The sequence below is a fragment of the Paenibacillus sp. FSL K6-1566 genome (genome assembly GCF_038050475.1).
GTDB classification, from domain to species: domain Bacteria; phylum Bacillota; class Bacilli; order Paenibacillales; family Paenibacillaceae; genus Paenibacillus_AQ; species Paenibacillus_AQ lactis.
The window spans coordinates 3,400,154-3,418,048 of the sequence record NZ_JBBOSR010000001.1; the positions used below are offsets into that span (position 1 = coordinate 3,400,154).

The following is a 17,895-nucleotide window of genomic DNA, read 5'->3' on the forward strand; positions in this document are numbered from 1 at the left end:
CACTCTTGGGGGTGCTTTTTTTCATTTACAAAAACAAAGTTATGTTATATTAATATACTAATTATACTATTTAAATTATAAAGGTTGTGATGTGCATTGAAATCCTTGCCGCTGTACAAAAAAATTCAGGAAGACATCAAGCGGCTGATCGCCATCGGCAAGCTGCGGGAAGGTGACCGGGTCCCTTCGGAGAAGGAGCTGTCCGAGCGGTACCGCGTCAGTCAAATTACAAGCAAAAACGCGCTGGTCGGACTGATGGAGGAAGGGCTGCTCGTCCGGATTCAAGGGAAAGGGACCTTTGTCATGAGCAGGCCGGAGAACGCTGCCGCGCTCGATCAGTTGGGCGAGTGGACGGCGGGAGCAGGCAGAAGCGGCCGGATCGGGCTGGTGCTGCCGACGATGAAAACCAAAGTGGACCAGCGCTTTCTGGATAACATTGAAAAATACGCCACTGCCGCAGGGTATGAAGTGATGCTGAGAATTACGCGCGAGTCGCAGCTTGAGGAGTCCAAAGTCATTTCGTCCTTTCTGAAGCAGGGAGTGGACGGCATGATCATTTTTCCGGTTGAAAACGAGACATATAACGATTCGATACTGAGGCTTTCGCTGGATCGATTCCCGTTTGTCCTGATTGACCGGTTCTTGAAGGAGATCAAGACGTACAGCGTAAGCTCGGATAACATTAACGGCACGAGGGAAGCCGTCGCGTATCTGCTGAACAAAGGCCATTCGTCCATCGCTTTCATCTCGCCGGAAATTACGAATACCGTAACGGACGAGAGAGCGCAAGGGTTTGAGCAGGCTTTCCTTGAGCGCGGATTGTCGATCGACAAAAGCTTATGGTGTCTCCTTCCGTTGGATGAGATAGCTTCGGGTCAATCCGTCGAACACATTCAGGATTTTTTGGACGGCAGTCCCGCTATCACCGGGGTCATCACAGCCAATACGGAGCTGTGCAGAAATGTTTATAGAGCCGCTGTCGCCTCACGTCGACGGGTGCCTGACGATCTGGAGCTGATTACGTTCGATCCGCCGGATCTGCCGAACGTTCCGTATATTCGGCAAAACGAGGAGGAGATGTGCAGGCTGACCATCGAGCTGCTGACCGAGCAGATTGAAGGGGCCTTTGAGGCTAGAAGAATCGTTGTGCCGGTCCAGCTTGTAAAGGAATAAAGCGATTCTTATGCGAAGTATTCAATCTCTTCAATTTTATAATAAATTGAGTATATAAAAGTATATTGTTATAAGTTATTATGACTTCGTAAAGCGCTTACAATATACCTTGAAGAAGAGGGGAATCGCATGAAATCGAAGAGCAAATTTGCAGGTATGATCATGCTGTTACTGATGTTTGCGTTATCCGCTTGCAGCGGAGGCGGAAGCGGTCCAAACGGCGGAGCTTCCTCCAACAACCCGGACAGCTCGGCGCCAAGCAATGAGGCTGCCGCCGGGACGGACAAAAAGGAGCCCGTGACGATCGAGTTTATGGGCCATGGCAATCCGAACGAAAAGAAAATTTTCGAAAAGCTGATCGCTTCCTTCGAGGAGAAGTACCCGCATGTCACCGTCAAATATACATCGGTGCCTCCGGGCGAGTACTCGCAGAAGATGACAACGCTGATCAGCTCCGGCAAGGTGCCTGATGTATTCTACGTCGGCGGGCCCGAATTCTATCGGTTTGCAGAAGCCGGAACGCTCCTCAATATTCAATCCTATCTGGACCAGACGACGTTGTTTAAACCAGACAACGTATGGAAGCAGGCGATGGACCGTTACCGCTTCGACGGAAGCAAGGTCGGTACCGGAGACTTGTACGGACTGCCGAAGGATGTTGGCCCGTGGGCATTTGTCTACAATAAGGATTTGTTCGATCAAGCGGGCGTGGCGTATCCATCCGCAACAGCCGGAGAGTGGACATGGGACGACATGCTCGAAGCAGCCAAGAAGCTGACGGTTGACAACAACGGCGACGGAAAGCCGGAGCAGTACGGGGTTGGCGCATACAGCCTGGAGTCCGCGGTTTGGGCCAACGGCGGCGAGTACATCGATTACGACACCGGTACCGTGAAAGTAAATGAGCCTGCGTTTTATGAGGCGATGCAATTCGTAGCCGACCTGAATCTGAAGCATAAGGTCAGCCCGAATCAGGAAGCTGAGCAAGCAATGAATGCTTACACCCGCTTTATTAACGGACAGCTGGCCATGTTTGCGATGGGTCCTTGGGATCAGCCGGCATTCTGGGAGCTGCCGTTCAATTGGGATATTGCGGCATGGCCGGCAAGCCCGAACACGGGACAAACGGCGACCTGGCTCGGTTCGATGGGATTTGCCGTATCGGCGAAATCCAAGCACCCTCAGGAAGCGTTCGATTTGGCGGCGTTCCTGTCGTTGGATGAGCAAGGACAGCGCGAAAACTACCAGCTCGGGCAAGCGGTTCCCAACCTGATCGACATGGCCGAAGGCGAGTTTATGGAAATGGATAAAGGGCCGCAAACACGTCAAGTATTTCTGGATATTATCCAAGATTACGGTCGTCCGGACGTGATAGCCTTCTCGAAGGATACGCAATGGATGGATGCATTTAATCAGAACGCGAGCAAGGTATGGAACGGCGATATGTCGGCCAAGGACTTCACGGCTGAAATCCAGCCGAAGATGCAGGAGCTGTACGACAAGGGAAATAAATAATGGCGCAAGGGGGCGGCCGGCTGCTGTTGCCGGCGCTCCCCGCTATATGAACAACGCCCTGTCATAAGGAATACAGGCGAAGGTGGAATGAATATGGGAACGAAGCTGCTCAGCGGCTATCGCAGAAAGGAACTGGCTTGGCTGTATCTGTTCGTCGCTCCGCCGGTCCTCGGATTTCTTTTGTTCGGCCTCGTGCCGATCTTGTTCTCGATCTATATTAGCTTTCATAAATGGGATATGCTGTCCGATCCGCAGTGGATGGGATTCGCTAATTATAAGGATCTTCTGGCCGACGAAAAGGTGTTCAAATCTCTGTATAACACCGTGTATTTGATGATCGGCATACCGATCGGCATGGTGCTGTCGCTGCTGCTGGCGATCTTGATGAACCGCAAAATCGCGGGCATCTCGTTCATGCGCACGATCTATTATCTGCCGGTCATCTCGCCGATTATAGCGGTATCGCTGCTGTGGCAGTGGATTTTGAACCAGGATTACGGGCTGCTCAACAACTTCCTGTGGGAGGTGTTCGGGATAACCGGGCCTAACTGGCTGGGCAAACCCGAGTGGGTGAAGCCTTCGCTGATCCTGATCGGTCTGTGGAGCGGCATCGGGGGGAACATGGTGCTGTACTTAGCGGGACTGCAGTCGATCTCATCAACGTATTACGAAGCTGCGGAAATCGACGGCGCCGGAGCATGGCATAAGCTGACGCGAATTACGATCCCGCTGCTTACGCCGATTCATTTTTTCGTCATCGTTATGGGTATCATCGGGGCGTTCCAGTCGTTCAGCCAAATCTATGTGCTGGCGGTCGACGGCGGACCGGAATATAGCGGCGCTACGGTCGTCTATTACATATTCCAGCATGCGTTCGAGTATTTCAACATGGGATATGCGAGTGCGGTTGCATGGGTGCTGGGTATTTTGATTTTCATCGTCACGCTGATTCAATTCAAGCTTTCCAATCGATGGGTTTATCAGGACTAGGGGGGATTATCGTGAGACGGGAAAGATGGACCGACCTCTGGTCGCTGCTGCTGTTACTGTTCGGCTCGGTGTTTATGGTCGCGCCGTTCCTTTGGACCATATCGACTTCACTTAAGGATCGACGAAACGTATTTGAAATTCCTCCGCAGTGGATCCCCGATCCGTTTACGTTTGGCAACTACGCGAAGGTGTGGCAGGAGTCGCCTTTGCTTAACGGGTTTATGAACAGCTTGATCATCGTCGTAATCGTCCTGACGGTCGGCATGCTGGTATCCGCCATGTCGGCGTATGCATTCGGGAAATTTGAGTTTCCATATAAAGGGGTGCTGTTCCTCGGTTTGCTCGGAACGATGATGATTCCTTATTCCGTTGTCATGATTCCGCAATATATCGGTTTTTCCAGGCTGGATTGGGTAGATACGCTGCTGCCGCTCATCATACCCGGCCTGTTCGGAAACATCGTCGTCATCTTCTTCATACGGCAGTATCTGCAGAGCGCGATGCCGACGGAGTTGATCGAAGCGGCGAAGATCGACGGCTCCAGCTTTCCTGGAATCTTCTTCAAGATCGCGCTGCCGATCATGAAGCCAGCGCTGGCGGCTCAAGCAGCCCTGAGCTTTATGGGCATTTGGAACGATTTCCTCGGCCCGCTGATTTACTTGCATACGCCCGAGAAGCAAACGATCCAGGTGCTGATCGCTTCCATGCAGGCCATGTACATCGGTCAGTCGGACTATCCGATGATCATGGCCGCCGCCATCATCGCGATGGTGCCGGTGATCATCGTATTCTTTTTCTGCCAGCGATACTTTATCGAATCGATGGCGATCAGCGGAATCAAGGGGTGAGGCGTATGCCGATAAGCATACCGCACCTGCGGAAGATCGCCAGATCCCTTGGAGCATTAGGATTAGCGGCCGGATTGGCAATGTCGGGTTGCAGTACAATCACGAAACCGGAGGCGGTCGATATGGAAATTTACAAGAACCAAACGTATGCCAATCCTTTTCCATCCTTAGAGGAAGAATGGGAGGATTACGGCAACGGAGATCCATACGTGCTGCGGCATGACGGGCGCTATTATCTGTATGTCAGCACGAAGGATCACCGGACGGGAATCAAGGCGTGGATGTCGGATAATCTGGTCGATTGGCGGTATGCGGGGCTGGTGACCGAAGATCCTGTCTCGACCGGCGCCTATGCGCCGGAAGTCATTTACTGGAACGGCTGGTTCTATCTTTATACTTCTCCGGCAGGCAGAGGTCACTTCGTGTTCCGGAGCGAATCGCCGACAGGCCCGTTCGAACGAATCTCCGAGAATGTCGGCATGAGCATCGACGGCTCGGTGTTCATCGACGATGACGGAACCTGGCTGTTTACGCATGCAGGCTCCTCGGGCATTGTTGGCGTTCCCATGAACGGTCCTGCCGATTTCGGGGTAGGCCAAACGATTCCGGGCCCATACTTAGGCCACTGGACCGAAGGGTCCATGATCATTAAACGTAACGGAACCTATTATATGACCTATACCGGCAATCACGTATTCAGTAAAGGTTATCGCATTAACTATGCCGTGTCCCATGATTCGCCGCTTGGTCCGTATACCGTTCCGGTCAACAACCCGCTCGTCATCAGCACCAAGCCGGACTTCTACGGACTCGGCCACAGCTCAACCGTCCTTGGTCCCGACCTGGATTCATATTATCTCGTATACCATAACCTTACGGGAAGATCCCAGGAAGGCCCGCCTGTCCGCCGTATGAACATCGATAGGCTGGTCTTCAATGGAGACAGGATGGAGCTTCTCGGACCGACGAACTACGAACAGCCTGTTCCGAGAGGGCCGGTCTTTGCCGACAGACTGGATGGAGCTGACATCGACGAAGCATTGTGGGAGGCTAAAGAAACAGCAGGGAGCGGTCGAATCATCAGCAAGGAGAGCACGGGTCCAATCTTTACGGCTGAATATAATTTGGTACCGTCTCAGGCGCGCGCTGCCGCATTGTTTGCCTATGAGGATGCGAATCAATACGGATTCGCCGAAATTGAGCCGAAGGACAACGCGATTTCCTTGGGGACAGTGGTGGACGGAAGGCGTCAGGTGCTTGCCGAGACGAAGATCCCTCAAGACATGGATTGGTCTAAGCTGCACACCATTCGTGTCGAGCGTGGAGAAGATCGGCTCCGGGTTTATCTGGACGGCATGCTGAGGCTGGATGAATCGGCGGACTCGTTCGGCCCAGGCAAAATCGGATATCTGTACGAGGAAGGCGAACCGGGCCTTTCGTATACGGCGTTCTCGAATCACGCTTCCGGCACCAGCGACTTTGATACGGCTAAGCCGCTTCCTGGCAGCATCGAGGCCGTTCATTATTTAAGCGGCGAAGGCAGGGGCTTTTCGGTCCGGCACCCCTCAGCTTCCAGTGAATGGCGCCGTTCGGACGGAACGGCAATCAAGCTCGCAGAGGATGGGAGCTATGCGGCCGCACTGACGGAAAAAGGCGACTGGCTGCGCTACGCGGTGAACGTCTCCGAATCCGGCACGTATGGGCTGGACCTGACGGTCAAGTCCGGCGCGCATCCATCGGCCATCAAGGTTCTTGTGGACGATAAGGTAGCCGGAAGCTATAAAGTCGATGGCAGCGATCACTCCGGCAGCGAGCCTTGGGTGAAAATCCGGGTCGGGTCGCTGAAGCTCGAAAAGGGGTTTCGTAGCCTTACCATTCAATTGAACAGCGGCCAAACGCTGGAGTGGACAACGATGGATCTTGAACGGGTCAATGAAGAAAAGTTCAAAGTCGAGGGTGTTCTGGAACAAGCAAGCGCCGAGGATATTCATGGCCAGTGGGTTGAAACGGATGGAAGGTATGCCGGCACAGCCGATTCCGATGCCAAGATGTATGGAGGAAGTCCTCAGTGGACCGACTATCGCATCCGTACGACCGTAAAGCTTGGCGTTGACCCGTCCGGTCAGGCGGGGGTGCTCTTCCGGGTGACGAACGAGTCGGATTTCCGGGATCAAGTGAGCGATTCGTTGATGGGATATTTCCTTGCCGTCAGCGCCACGAAGCTTGAGCTGTACAAACATAATTACGATTCCGAGCTTCTGCAAAGCGTGAAAATTTCGCTGGAGCCTAATGAGCTAGCAAGCTTAAGCATTGAGGCGGTTCGCGGCGAAATCCGAGTTTATGCGCAGGACGGGAAAGACCCGGTTCTGACGTACGAGGATCCGCGGGCTTTCATGCAGGGGAGAGTGGGCATTCGGTCGGTTCATGCGGAGCAGATCGAGCTCGGGGACATCACGGTAGAGTCCATAGCTGTGAAATAGAAACATAAACTAACAGAAGATGGAGAGTGGAACAGAATGTCAAGCTCGCACAAGTATATTAAGGACTATCCCAGACCGCAATTGGTACGTGAAGAATGGGAAAATCTGAACGGGGAATGGGATTTTCGGTTCGACGATGCATTGGAGGGGGAAAGCGGCAAGTGGTTCGAACGATTAGATGCTGACCGCAAAATTACGGTCCCCTTCACATTTGAAACGAAGGCCAGCGGCATAGGAGACGAAACATTCCATCCTTGCGTGTGGTATGAGCGGTCGGTTACCGTTCCTAATGAGGCAGCGGGAAAGCGGATCCTGCTGCATTTTCAAGCCGTCGATTACGCGGCGACTCTATGGGTCAATGGCAGGAGGATCGGCACGCATGAGGGAGGATATGCCGCATTTTCGTTCGATATTACCGAAGCGGTCGAGCTTGGCCGGGAGAACAGAATTACCGTTCGAGCTATGGACAGCAACAGCTGCATGCAGCCGCGCGGCAAGCAGCGCTGGATGAAGGACAGCTTTGGCTGCTGGTACGTGCAAACCACCGGCATTTGGCAGACCGTGTGGATGGAATACGTGAACCCGGTCCATATCCGCAGGGTGAAAATTACGCCGGACCTGGAACGGGGGGCGGCGAACTTCTGTTATGAATTGGGGAATACAGGGCTTCGTTACGACGGAGTAACCCTTCAGACGATCGTCCGGTTTGACGGAAAGCTGATCCGATCTTCGGAAACGAGCGTCGAACGCAGTACGGTAACGGTCGACGTCAGTGTCGTGAACGAAGCGGCGGGTGAATGGAAGATCAAGCCTTGGCACCCGGATCATCCGAACTTATACGACGTCGAGATGATTCTTAAGCAAGACGGGCAACCGATCGACACCGTCTATTCCTATTTCGGCATGCGAAGCATCCGGATCGTAGGAGATCAAATCTTGCTGAATCATACGCCGCTTTATCAGCGGCTGCTGCTGGACCAAGGGTATTGGAGCGAGACGCATCTGACGCCTCCATCGGAGGAAGCGCTGCTGGAAGACATCGACAAAACGCTTGCGCTCGGTTTTAACGGTGTGCGCAAGCATCAGAAGCTGGAGGATCCCCGTTATTTATACTGGTGCGACCGCAAAGGTCTTCTGGTCTGGTCGGAAATGCCGTCAACCTACGAATTCGGCGACGATGCCGTAGAACGCTTCACGAATGAATGGATGGCAATCGTTCGGCAGTATTATAACCATCCTTCCATTATTACCTGGGTACCGTTTAACGAGTCATGGGGAATATCCGAGATCTTTACCGATCGCATGCAGCAGCAGTTTACGGAGTCGATTTATCATCTGACCAAGGCATTCGATCAAATGCGGCCGGTGATTGTGAACGACGGATGGGAGCATACGGTATCGGATATTATTACGCTCCACGACTATGAAGAGCTGGGCGCCATGCTGGAAGAGCGTTATCGGGACAAAGACGCACTCTTAGGCAATGCGTTCGCGCATAACAAGCATCGATACCCATTTGCGCAGGGCTATGGCTATCGCGGTCAGCCTGTCATTATCAGCGAATACGGCGGCATCGCCTTTACAAGCGAAGAGGGCTGGGGCTACGGAAATCAGGTTCGCAGCGATGAGGAATTTTTGAAGCGTTACGAAGGCATAACGCAGGCGATAAAAAGCTTGCCTTACGTGTGCGGATTCTGCTATACGCAAATTACGGACGTGCAGCAGGAAGTGAACGGCTTACTGACAATCGAGCGCAAGCCGAAAGTGAATATGGACTCGATTCGAAGCATAAACCTGGCATGAGCAACTTGAAGCATTGAAGCCTTGCGACCCAATCTCCGGGAGCAATCTCTCTTGAAGATTCAGATTCGCAGATCCTAACGCCGAAAGCTTTTATCTGGAAGTAAACCACGGATGATTACATCTGTGGTTTATTTTTTTGTTGTGATCCAGCCAAATTACCGTCGTTCATAAACAAAGCTTGGACAAATCAAACGAATTCCAGCTCCAGTTAAGAAGTTCCGTTTTTTTTCAAGGAAGAGTTCCTACATGCAGTTTGAACTAGAAACAATTATTTTTGGAAAATCAATTATATACATTGACATGTATATACGTATAAGTGTATATTAGGTGCATGAGCAGACAGCGAACCTGCAGACACGATGCCAGACCTCTCCAGATCTTAGGAGATTGGCTGGATTCTACCCATATCTGCGGGAAGAGGGTCTCGCCTTTTCCGAGGGATATTGCTCGAGTATCTAAAAGGAGGATGACTTATGACGGCTATCAACAGTTTTGCCGCAAGCTACCTGCAGAACCATCGAACCATCTGGAACGAGCGGCTTGACCAACTGGACAATTACCTAAAAAGGATGATCGCCGATAAGAAGAAAGATCAATCATAAGAAATAACCAATTAAACAATGAAAGGAGAATGAAAAGTGACTGATCTTCAATCGCTGGATCGTTTAGTCGGTACATGGCAAATCAGCGGAGGGGCAGAAGGCACCGTAACCTATGAATGGATGGAAGGCGGATATTTCTTGATACAACGCGTTCAGCTTATGCAGCATGGACAAGAAGTGAAAGGCATTGAGATTATCGGGCATTTAAAGCCATTTGGCGAAGAACCTAGCCATGACATCAAATCACGGTATTATGATACGATGGGCAACACATTCGATTATGTTTACGAAATGGAAGGGGACACGCTAATCATTTGGGCCGGCGAGAAAGGCTCGAATACTTACTTCAAGGGAGCATTCAGTTCAGACGGGAATACGAATACGGGCGCATGGACCTATCCAGGTGGTGGCGGATATGAATCGTCGATGAGGAGAATTGCGGCTGTTGGGGGGATGACAAATGGCTAAACTGCTAGTTACAGTAAAACCGGTATCTGCGAATGCTTCCAAATTCGCCTTCGGATCGGTATTATGTGGAACGTTGTTCGTCCTTATTCTTGCCAGTCTTCATGTGCTGGAGCCGGAGTTCGATCCTACATGGCGTTTTATTAGCGAATATGCGCTTGGCAGCGTTGGATGGCTCATGCAAGTCGCATTTGGATTGTTGGCTGCTGCACAGATTGGCGTTGCAATTTCAATTTTCCCGCAAATTCGCTCCATAACGGGATACATTGGGCTCGCTATCCTTGCTATAAGCGCGGCTGGCGTCTTGATCGCGGCCGTATTCGTCACCGATCCGATATCCGTGAGCCCGGAGGCTGCAACGTTCAGCGGAAAGATGCATTCCATTGGCGCCATGCTCGATTATACGCCGGTCGCGGCTCTGCTGCTAAGCCTGGCGTTAACTCGTAGCAAACCATGGAGACCCGTTCGTAAACGGCTGCTCGTTAGCACCGGGATTGCGCTCGTCGCCATGCTCGCATTCGTCCTGCAAATCCCTCAAGACGGCCGGTTTGGTCCTGATATTCTGGCAGGTCTGTTCGGACGATTCTTGATTATTGCCGACATCGCATGGCTCTTGATCGTCGGGGTGCATGCGCTCAAACTCCGCAAGCAGGGAGGGGCATGAGCAAGCTTGGTATCGTTGATACCAACGGGAGGCGGAGTTGAGCCGGCGAAAACATCAGCGTTCGCTTGATTGATATCTGCAAAACGATGACCAGACGTTATGTTCATAGCCGCGTTTGTTCTAATATAGTTCTATATTTAGATGAAAACCCAAGTTCATGTACAGTTGACATATCAACAAGAACTTGGGTCTTTTGCTATGTCATTATCAAGTTATATGATAGCGGAATTGCAAAGGGTGGCCTCGCAGTACGATTATTTTTACTCGTTGGGTTGAAATTCCAGCTCAACTTTTTTATAATGAGTAAAAACTCACTCAAAAAAAGGAGTTATGATTTTGCCACGTACCAAAGAGCAGTATGAAGAAATGCGGAATGCCACCAGAGACAAGATCCGTTCAGCGGCGATGCAGCTGTTTGTTCATCAAGGATACGGCTCGACGAGTGTTCAAGACATCGCGGATACGGCTGGCATTAGCATCGGGTTACTGTATCGGCATTACAGGACAAAGGATCAGTTGCTTAACGAATTGGTCGGCTATGCAGTCGAAGGGTTGAAACGCAATATTCGTTCATTCGAGTCGGATCAATCCCCTAAGCAGTTAATTGCCCGGTTTATCGATGAAGTTTACACCGACCTGTCGAACGGGGAGGAGCTTGCCAATTTGCTGATCTTAATCAATCAAGCGCTGTTCGCAAGTGCAGGCACGGACTCCCAATTGCATGAGGAGATTCTCCAGGTCAATGCCAGATTGCTTGATGCAACGGCTCAGCTCATTCGTAAGGGGCAGCAGCTTGGAGAGTTCCGCTTGGGAGATGCAAAAGAGATGGCCGTCTATTTTTACGCCTCCATTCAGGGTTTGGCCGAGATGAAAATCCTGCTCAAGAGCAACTTTCAGATGCCCTCGCCGTCAGTCATGACCGCATTTCTATTTAAGGTAGGGGAGTGAACCCATGATAACCGTAGTGAAGGCTGATCAAGCGGAGCTGGATGTGAGGCCAGGATTATCGGAGCTATTTGCGGATGGCTTCAAGGAGTGGCTAGGTTTTTTCTCCAAGGATCCGAAAAAACTTGCTGCAGCGTTCGCCCACATGTTCGTGCTGGATCAATTTTATGTGGCATTACACAAGGGGCAAGTGATCGGAATGGCTGCCTGCACGAATGGAACATCACTTTCTGTCAAACTGGATAAACAGGAGCTTCGCAAACATTTAGGCTGGTATAAAGGCACATTGGCTGGCGTTTTCCTAAAAAAAGAATTTGAAACACCATTTGTTCATCCTTCATCTGGGGCAGGCTCCATCGAATTTGTAGGGACAGCTTCCGAATTCAGGGGGCAAGGCGTTGCTACGCAGTTAATTCGTCATATCCTTGAGCATACATCTTATAAGGTTTACTTGATTGAAGAAGTCGCCGATACCAATATGGCAGCAATAAAGCTCTATAATAAATTAGGCTTCGAGGAATACAAACGCAGGGAAATTCCCAGCCACCGGGCAAAGAAAATCGGAGTCAATCACATCGTCTCGTTGAGGCTCGGCAAACAGCCGAGCTCAAACGCATAATCGACGAGCACGGATCGGCACTTTACAAGCCGCAGTGCGTGGGATTTGCGAGCCCAAGCCAGCTCTTTCGAGCCTTTGCCAAAACAACCGGCATGACGCCGGAACAATACCGGAAAACCCGGCTATGATGCATAGAGGTGAGTTTATGATCATTCGTGAAGTATGTAACTGCCCGCTGGAGATTGTCCATGACATTATTAAAGGCAAATGGAAGACCATGATCATTTATCAGCTGAAGAACGGGAACACATCCTTAGCGCAGCTAGAGCGTGAAATTGACCAGATCACCCAAAAAATGCTGCTGCAGCATTTAAGGGAGCTCCAATCTTGCGGAATCGTGGATAAAATCAAAACGGAAGGTTATCCGCTGCACGTAGAGTACTATCTCACTGCACGCGGAAGAAGATTGTTAGATGCGGTCTTGATCATGCAAGAGATCGGAATTGAATATATGGTGGAGCTTGGGCAAACCGAGCTTCTCGATCGAAAAGGCATCCCATACCCACAAAAAAGTGGGTAATTCACGGGTGGTAATTCCCGATATTATAATACCTTTACTACGAGTAAAGGAGACATGAACGATGAATACAGCTTTAGTAATTGTCGACATTCAGAACGATTATTTCAAGGGAGGGAGAAATGAGCTGTACAATTCCGATGAAGCAGCTGCCCGCGCTCAAGAGGCATTGACGCTGTTCCGGGAAAAGAATTTACCCATTGTCCATATTCAGTGCATCCTGCTAGATGAACACGCAACATTCTTTCTTCCCGGTACGGAAGGGATTAACATTCATGCAGCAGTAGCTCCCCGGTCAGACGAAAAAGTGATTGTAAAACATACCCCTGACAGCTTCTATCAAACGGAACTGCAGCAGCATCTTGAATCCATTCAGGCCAAGCGGTTAGTCGTATGCGGCATGATGAGCCACATCTGTATTGATTCTACCGTGAGAAGCGCAAGTCGCTTGGGCTATGAAGTATTGTTGCTGAGCGATGCATGTGCGACCAGGGATATAGAATGGGACGGAACCGTGATCCCAGCCCAAACCGTTCATCAAGCATTTATGGCATCCTTACAAGATACCTTTGCGCAAGTAAGGAATACTAGCAGTCTGAACGAGCTGATTTGATTAAGGCTATGTCCTATAAGGACATGGAAGAGCTCATGAACAATTGAAATGATAAATGATATACATAAGCCGCTGATCCTGGATCAGTGGTTTTATGTTTTCTGGAAATTCTAGCGAATCTTCATTCCCTTACAGCCATGATATGCTAGACTACTCATATACCACTATTTAGGAGTCCGAGATGAATGAAGACATTCACGATTTTGTATATTGAAGACGATCAGGAGATCGGTGCCTGGTCCAGAGACTTTTTAAGCGGGCACGGCTATGAGGTCATATGGAAGACATCCGGTTATGACGTAGAGGAAGCATTAGAACGCTGTGATTTGGTTATCGTCGACATAATGCTGCCGGGCTTGGATGGCTTTACGGTCGGTCAACGGATCAAGCGGCAGAGGCCAGAGCTGCCCATAATGATGCTAACGGCGAGAACGGCCATTGAGGATAAGCTTACGGGCTTGTCTTTTGCCGATGATTATATGACGAAGCCATACCATCCGGATGAGCTGCTGGCCCGCATTCAAGTGCTTCTTAGACGCACGGGCGTTTCGGAACCGGAACTTCTTCAGATCCGTCATTTAACGATCGACCGGAATCGTAACCGGATATGGCACACGGAATCGAAGGATGAGATTGTGCTGACAGGTAAGCAATTTCATATTTTTATGATTTCCTTGACCATTTGAATCACATTTTAACGCAGAAGCAGATTTATGAAGCGATATGGGGCGAACCGCATTTGGCGGGGGATAAAACATTAACGGTCCATATTCGCCATTTGCGGGAGAAAATCGAACAGGATCCGGCTTCTCCCCAAATTATCGAGACCATCCGCGGCGTCGGATACCGGGTGCGGGCATGAAAATCCGAGGCTCGTTAATGACAAAGTACCTGATCCTCATTATGACCGCTATGCTGCTTTGGCCGGTCATTCCCGCGATGTTTTATTTTCCGGGCTATCTCCTTAGCAATCATCCGATTTACCGTCCGGAAGAAATCACCCGTATATGGCAGCAAGAGGCCATGAAGCTGAACGGGACGGATCGGGATACGATCCTTAACCGCTTGGCCGAGTTGAATGAGGAGTTTCCGGATGCCGAAATATTCTGGGTTGATCCGTCGGGCAAAACGCAGGCGGTCCAAGACCTTTCGGAGGATACACCAGCGCAGTGGGATTATGAGGATGTGCTCTCACTTCAGATGCAAGGACATAAACCAGGATCGTTTACCTTAGCCTCGCTGATCGGTGGCGATCCCAAGCAAGGGTTTATGGTCATGCGGCTCCCTGAATCCCATATCCTATCAGCAGAGATGTCGCTCGCGGGAAATTTGCCGCTGATCCTTTTGTTTTTCATAATTTGTCTCTGCTTCGTGGGGCTGTCTTGGCTATTCTTCGTTAAGCTTCGCAAAAGACTGATCAAGCTGCAGTCAGCGATGAGCGTTAGCGGGAAGAATGAAATTCCGAATGAGGTCACGATTAGCAAAAAAGACGAAATCGGAGAGCTCGAAGGAGCCTTTAACCGCATGGTGCGGGAACTCAGGGAAAGTCAACAGCGGGAGCGGGAAGAGGAAGATTTGCGCAAGCAATTCATTTCAAACGTGTCCCATGATCTTCGCACCCCATTGACCGTCATCCGCCAGCATATCCATACGGTTCGCAATAACCCGGAATCCTCCCATGGGCAAACGTCGCTTTCCATCATTGAAAGGAAGCTGAATGAAGTCGATAAGCTGATGGATAATCTCCTGTCCTATTCGCTGCTGTCGGCAGGGAAGTATCCCATAAGCATGCAGCCCGTCGATATAACGGAGGAGGTCCGGAATCGAGTGGCCGAATGGTATCCTGTATTTGAAGCAAAGGATTTCGAGGTTCAGGTCGAGCTCCCTGACGAGCCGGTGATCTGGGCTGCGGATCCCATGTGGCTGCATCGGATTCTCGACAATGTGTTTCAAAACGTGGTGCGTCACGCCGGAGCGGGCCGGTACATCGCGGTTCATATGACGGATGGTCAGAAAAGTCAGAAGCAGACTCTCATTATTAGAGACAGAGGTCCCGGAATAAGCAATAAGACTCTTGAGAAAGGCGCCGGTATTGGTTTATCCATCGTTTCGCTGATGACCAAGGAGATGGGAATGCAGTGGGAAATGGAATCCAGCTCCACGGGGTGTACGTTTTCCATTTGGAAAGAAACGAAATAGCTAACAGATTGGGTACGGAAGACAAGGCCTGCTTAAGAGAGCCTTAAGAATGCCGACTTTTTTGACATTGAAGCTGCTTATAAGTCGTTTGTGATGACTTGCAAGCAGCTTTTTTTATGCATCTCGATGATGCGAGAGCGCTGTGAACCTTATGATGCAATTATTAACCTAATCTTAACCTTGGGGTCGCTTTACTTTTCGATTCGGGAGATAGAATGGGATACACAATTAGCGTGTGTAAGGAGGTAAGTGATCCAGCATGAGGTATGATCGCACAACAGCTTTGAAAGAGAGGCAGGTTTCACAATGGTCAACCATGAGGCGCAGATATGGCTATGGAGCTGCCATATCGGTGATGCCGTATTTTCTGATTAAAATCGCTTGGACGCTAGGGCTATTCATTCCGACTGAACAAATGGGCGACACCAGTTGGCGAGCAATCAACGCAGCTACCGCCATAATAGCAGCGATCGGAATCCTGCTTGCATTAGCATTCAGCATGCCCTGGGGGGCGCGTCTGCCTGCATGGCTGGTTGCCATCCCTGTATGGATAGGTACCGGTCTGCTCGTTCCTATGCTGCTCTTGGCTCCGGTACTGGGCCCGGCTGCCATGCTTCGGGATCAGGAGGCAGGTGCCGCCGGCGTATGGGCCTTGGAACAATTATTCGTTATGCTATCGCTGGTTGGCGTCAGCATTTGCCTTCCGCTCGCCATGGCAGGATATGCAAGGTCACGCTGGCCGGAGGCTTTCGGCAATTCGATGGATTATAGCCAATTGCCCGGGAATACCTTGAGGCTGCAGCAAATCATGGGGAGACTTGTTGGCATAGGATGTATCCTGCTTGGCATGATCAAGGTATTCTGGGCGGCGGGAGGGACGATCGGCATTGATCCGGCCAGATTGGAAGAGCGCGACATGTGGTGGCATCTGCTGACGTTAAGCACGGGCGCATGGTCCTTCGCCGGAGCATGGGGATTAATTGTCCTTACTTCCCGCAGCAGATCACGGCGGTTTGTCCCCCGGATGGCAGCCGTATGGGTATCTTCAGGCATGTTATTTTCGTATAATCTCTTCTCTGCGATTCGCACGGATTCCCAGCTCTCACCTGAGCACCCGGTGCTTCGGATGCTGACCACGCAGGCCGGGATCATCTTCGGCATCGTGATGGGAATGATGCTTGTATTGGTGCTGCATGATCGGCGGCAAGCCATGAGTGAACAGCATCAGGTTCTATCGAGTGAAAATGAAGCGATCTAACACTTTCGTGCGCTAGAGAAGCTGGTGGCCTCGTCAAGGTTACCAGCTTTTTTATGTTCGGAAGTCTTTTGACTCTTTTGCACACTTTGCACTTTCTTTAAGAATGCCGATCGCCACGGCTCTTTCAGCCTTCAAAAATGTCTCATTGCCGGAAAAGAAAGCGCTGCTGCATAATAAGGCCACACCGCTCGCGAGGCGATGAACGACATATGGAGGTGGATGATGATGAAGCAAGCTACGGCTCAAAGGGACTTCCCGCAAACGTCCAAGCAGGCGGATTACCGCACGAGCTTCGCGGCAAGGCTGCGCAGGGACAAATGGCTCTACCTGTTGCTGCTCCCAGGCTTGCTTTATTTTTTGGTATTTAAATATGTGCCGATGTGGGGGGTATTGCTGGCATTTCAAAACTATCAGCCGTTTACCGGCTTTTTGAAGAGCGAATGGGTGGGCTTCGAGCATTTCCGCCTGTTTTTTAATAACCCCGAGTTTTTTATGCTGCTGCGCAATACGCTGCTGTTATCGTTTTATAATCTCATTTTCTTTTTTCCCGCTCCGATTATATTGGCGCTCTTGTTAAATGAGGTAAGGCTTTCGTTCTTTAAGCGGACGATTCAAACGATGATTTATGTACCGCATTTTATATCTATGGTAATCGTAGCGAGTTTGACGTACGTGTTCCTGACCACGGAGGGCGGCACGGTCAACGAGCTGCTATACCAATATACGGGGGAAAAAATCCAGTTTCTGTCCGATCCGTCATGGTTCCGTCCCGTCATCATTTTGCAGACGATCTGGAAGGAATGCGGCTGGGGAACGATCATTTTCCTGGCGGCGCTGTCGGCCGTCGACGTGGAGCAATACGAGGCCGCGACGATCGACGGGGCGAATCGCTGGAGGCAGCTCTGGCATATCACACTGCCAGCGATTCGCAGCACCATCGTAATTCTTCTGATTCTGCGTATGGGCAGCGTGCTGGACAACGGCTTCGAACAAATTTATTTGATGTTAAATCCGCTCAATCGCTCGGTAGGCGAGGTGTTCGACACATACGTTTACGCGATGGGGATCACGCAAGGCGCCTTCAGCTACAGCACGGCCGTCGGGCTGTTTAAATCGGTCGTTGGCGTAACGCTTGTGCTTGGCACGAACTGGCTGGCGAAAAAATTCGGCGAATCCGGGCTTTATTAAGAAGAAAGGGGAAATG

General features: G+C 50.7%; 17 protein-coding genes and 1 pseudogene. All 18 read left to right on the forward strand.

The window, feature by feature from the left end; all coding sequences use genetic code 11:
- Nucleotides 1-96: 96 nt before the first annotated feature.
- The 18 genes and pseudogenes from NST08_RS14950 (at nt 97) to NST08_RS15030 (ending at nt 17,879) form a co-directional block, all read left to right on the forward strand.
- The gene (locus tag NST08_RS14950) at nt 97-1,173 is read left to right on the forward strand and encodes a GntR family transcriptional regulator (RefSeq protein ID WP_007128268.1); all 1,077 of its coding nucleotides are present in this window, start codon (nt 97-99) and stop codon (nt 1,171-1,173) included.
- 129 nt (nt 1,174-1,302) lie between these two features.
- The gene (locus NST08_RS14955; protein ID WP_007128267.1) at nt 1,303-2,688 is read left to right on the forward strand and encodes an ABC transporter substrate-binding protein; all 1,386 of its coding nucleotides are present in this window, start codon (nt 1,303-1,305) and stop codon (nt 2,686-2,688) included.
- Nucleotides 2,689-2,781: 93 nt separating this feature from the next.
- Entirely contained in the window at nt 2,782-3,678 is an 897-nt protein-coding gene (locus tag NST08_RS14960; protein ID WP_028405137.1) for a carbohydrate ABC transporter permease, read from the forward strand.
- Entirely contained in the window at nt 3,660-4,526 is an 867-nt protein-coding gene (locus tag NST08_RS14965) for a carbohydrate ABC transporter permease (RefSeq protein WP_034273159.1), read from the forward strand. Before NST08_RS14960 ends, NST08_RS14965 begins: the two co-directional genes overlap by 19 nt.
- 5 nt (nt 4,527-4,531) lie before the next feature.
- Nucleotides 4,532-7,006: a family 43 glycosylhydrolase gene (locus tag NST08_RS14970; protein ID WP_232239310.1), complete on the forward strand. Its 2,475-nt coding sequence runs from the start codon at nt 4,532-4,534 to the stop codon at nt 7,004-7,006.
- 36 nt (nt 7,007-7,042) lie between these two features.
- Complete coding sequence (locus NST08_RS14975) at nt 7,043-8,809, forward strand: glycoside hydrolase family 2 protein (protein WP_007128263.1); 1,767 nt, start codon at nt 7,043-7,045, stop codon at nt 8,807-8,809.
- 473 nt (nt 8,810-9,282) lie between these two features.
- Entirely contained in the window at nt 9,283-9,411 is a 129-nt protein-coding gene (locus tag NST08_RS14980; RefSeq protein WP_007128262.1) for a hypothetical protein, read from the forward strand.
- A gap of 36 nt (nt 9,412-9,447) precedes the next feature.
- On the forward strand, nt 9,448-9,879 hold the full coding sequence (locus NST08_RS14985) for a hypothetical protein (protein ID WP_007128261.1): 432 nt from the start codon (nt 9,448-9,450) through the stop codon (nt 9,877-9,879).
- The gene (locus tag NST08_RS14990; RefSeq protein WP_007128260.1) at nt 9,872-10,540 is read left to right on the forward strand and encodes a DUF998 domain-containing protein; all 669 of its coding nucleotides are present in this window, start codon (nt 9,872-9,874) and stop codon (nt 10,538-10,540) included. Before NST08_RS14985 ends, NST08_RS14990 begins: the two co-directional genes overlap by 8 nt.
- A gap of 336 nt (nt 10,541-10,876) precedes the next feature.
- On the forward strand, nt 10,877-11,488 hold the full coding sequence (locus tag NST08_RS14995; RefSeq protein WP_007128259.1) for a TetR/AcrR family transcriptional regulator: 612 nt from the start codon (nt 10,877-10,879) through the stop codon (nt 11,486-11,488).
- 4 nt (nt 11,489-11,492) lie between these two features.
- Nucleotides 11,493-12,104 carry a GNAT family N-acetyltransferase gene (locus tag NST08_RS15000; protein WP_007128258.1) on the forward strand — a complete coding sequence of 204 codons (612 nt, stop codon included), beginning with the start codon at nt 11,493-11,495 and terminating at the stop codon, nt 12,102-12,104.
- 38 nt (nt 12,105-12,142) lie between these two features.
- Nucleotides 12,143-12,232 carry an AraC family transcriptional regulator gene (locus tag NST08_RS29920; RefSeq protein ID WP_167324083.1) on the forward strand — a complete coding sequence of 30 codons (90 nt, stop codon included), beginning with the start codon at nt 12,143-12,145 and terminating at the stop codon, nt 12,230-12,232.
- 17 nt (nt 12,233-12,249) lie between these two features.
- The gene (locus NST08_RS15005; RefSeq protein ID WP_007128257.1) at nt 12,250-12,624 is read left to right on the forward strand and encodes a winged helix-turn-helix transcriptional regulator; all 375 of its coding nucleotides are present in this window, start codon (nt 12,250-12,252) and stop codon (nt 12,622-12,624) included.
- 61 nt (nt 12,625-12,685) lie between these two features.
- Nucleotides 12,686-13,234 (forward strand): cysteine hydrolase family protein, encoded by a 549-nt coding sequence (locus tag NST08_RS15010; protein ID WP_341341927.1) that lies wholly within the window; start codon nt 12,686-12,688, stop codon nt 13,232-13,234.
- Between the two features lie 185 nt (nt 13,235-13,419).
- Nucleotides 13,420-14,096, forward strand: a pseudogene (locus NST08_RS15015) (response regulator transcription factor).
- A gap of 17 nt (nt 14,097-14,113) precedes the next feature.
- Nucleotides 14,114-15,433: a HAMP domain-containing sensor histidine kinase gene (locus NST08_RS15020; protein WP_341341928.1), complete on the forward strand. Its 1,320-nt coding sequence runs from the start codon at nt 14,114-14,116 to the stop codon at nt 15,431-15,433.
- Between the two features lie 259 nt (nt 15,434-15,692).
- Entirely contained in the window at nt 15,693-16,691 is a 999-nt protein-coding gene (locus NST08_RS15025; protein ID WP_007128253.1) for a hypothetical protein, read from the forward strand.
- A 225-nt stretch (nt 16,692-16,916) separates the two neighbouring features.
- Nucleotides 16,917-17,879, forward strand: coding sequence for an ABC transporter permease (locus NST08_RS15030; RefSeq protein WP_028405132.1), 963 nt, complete (start codon nt 16,917-16,919; stop codon nt 17,877-17,879).
- Nucleotides 17,880-17,895 lie beyond the last annotated feature (16 nt).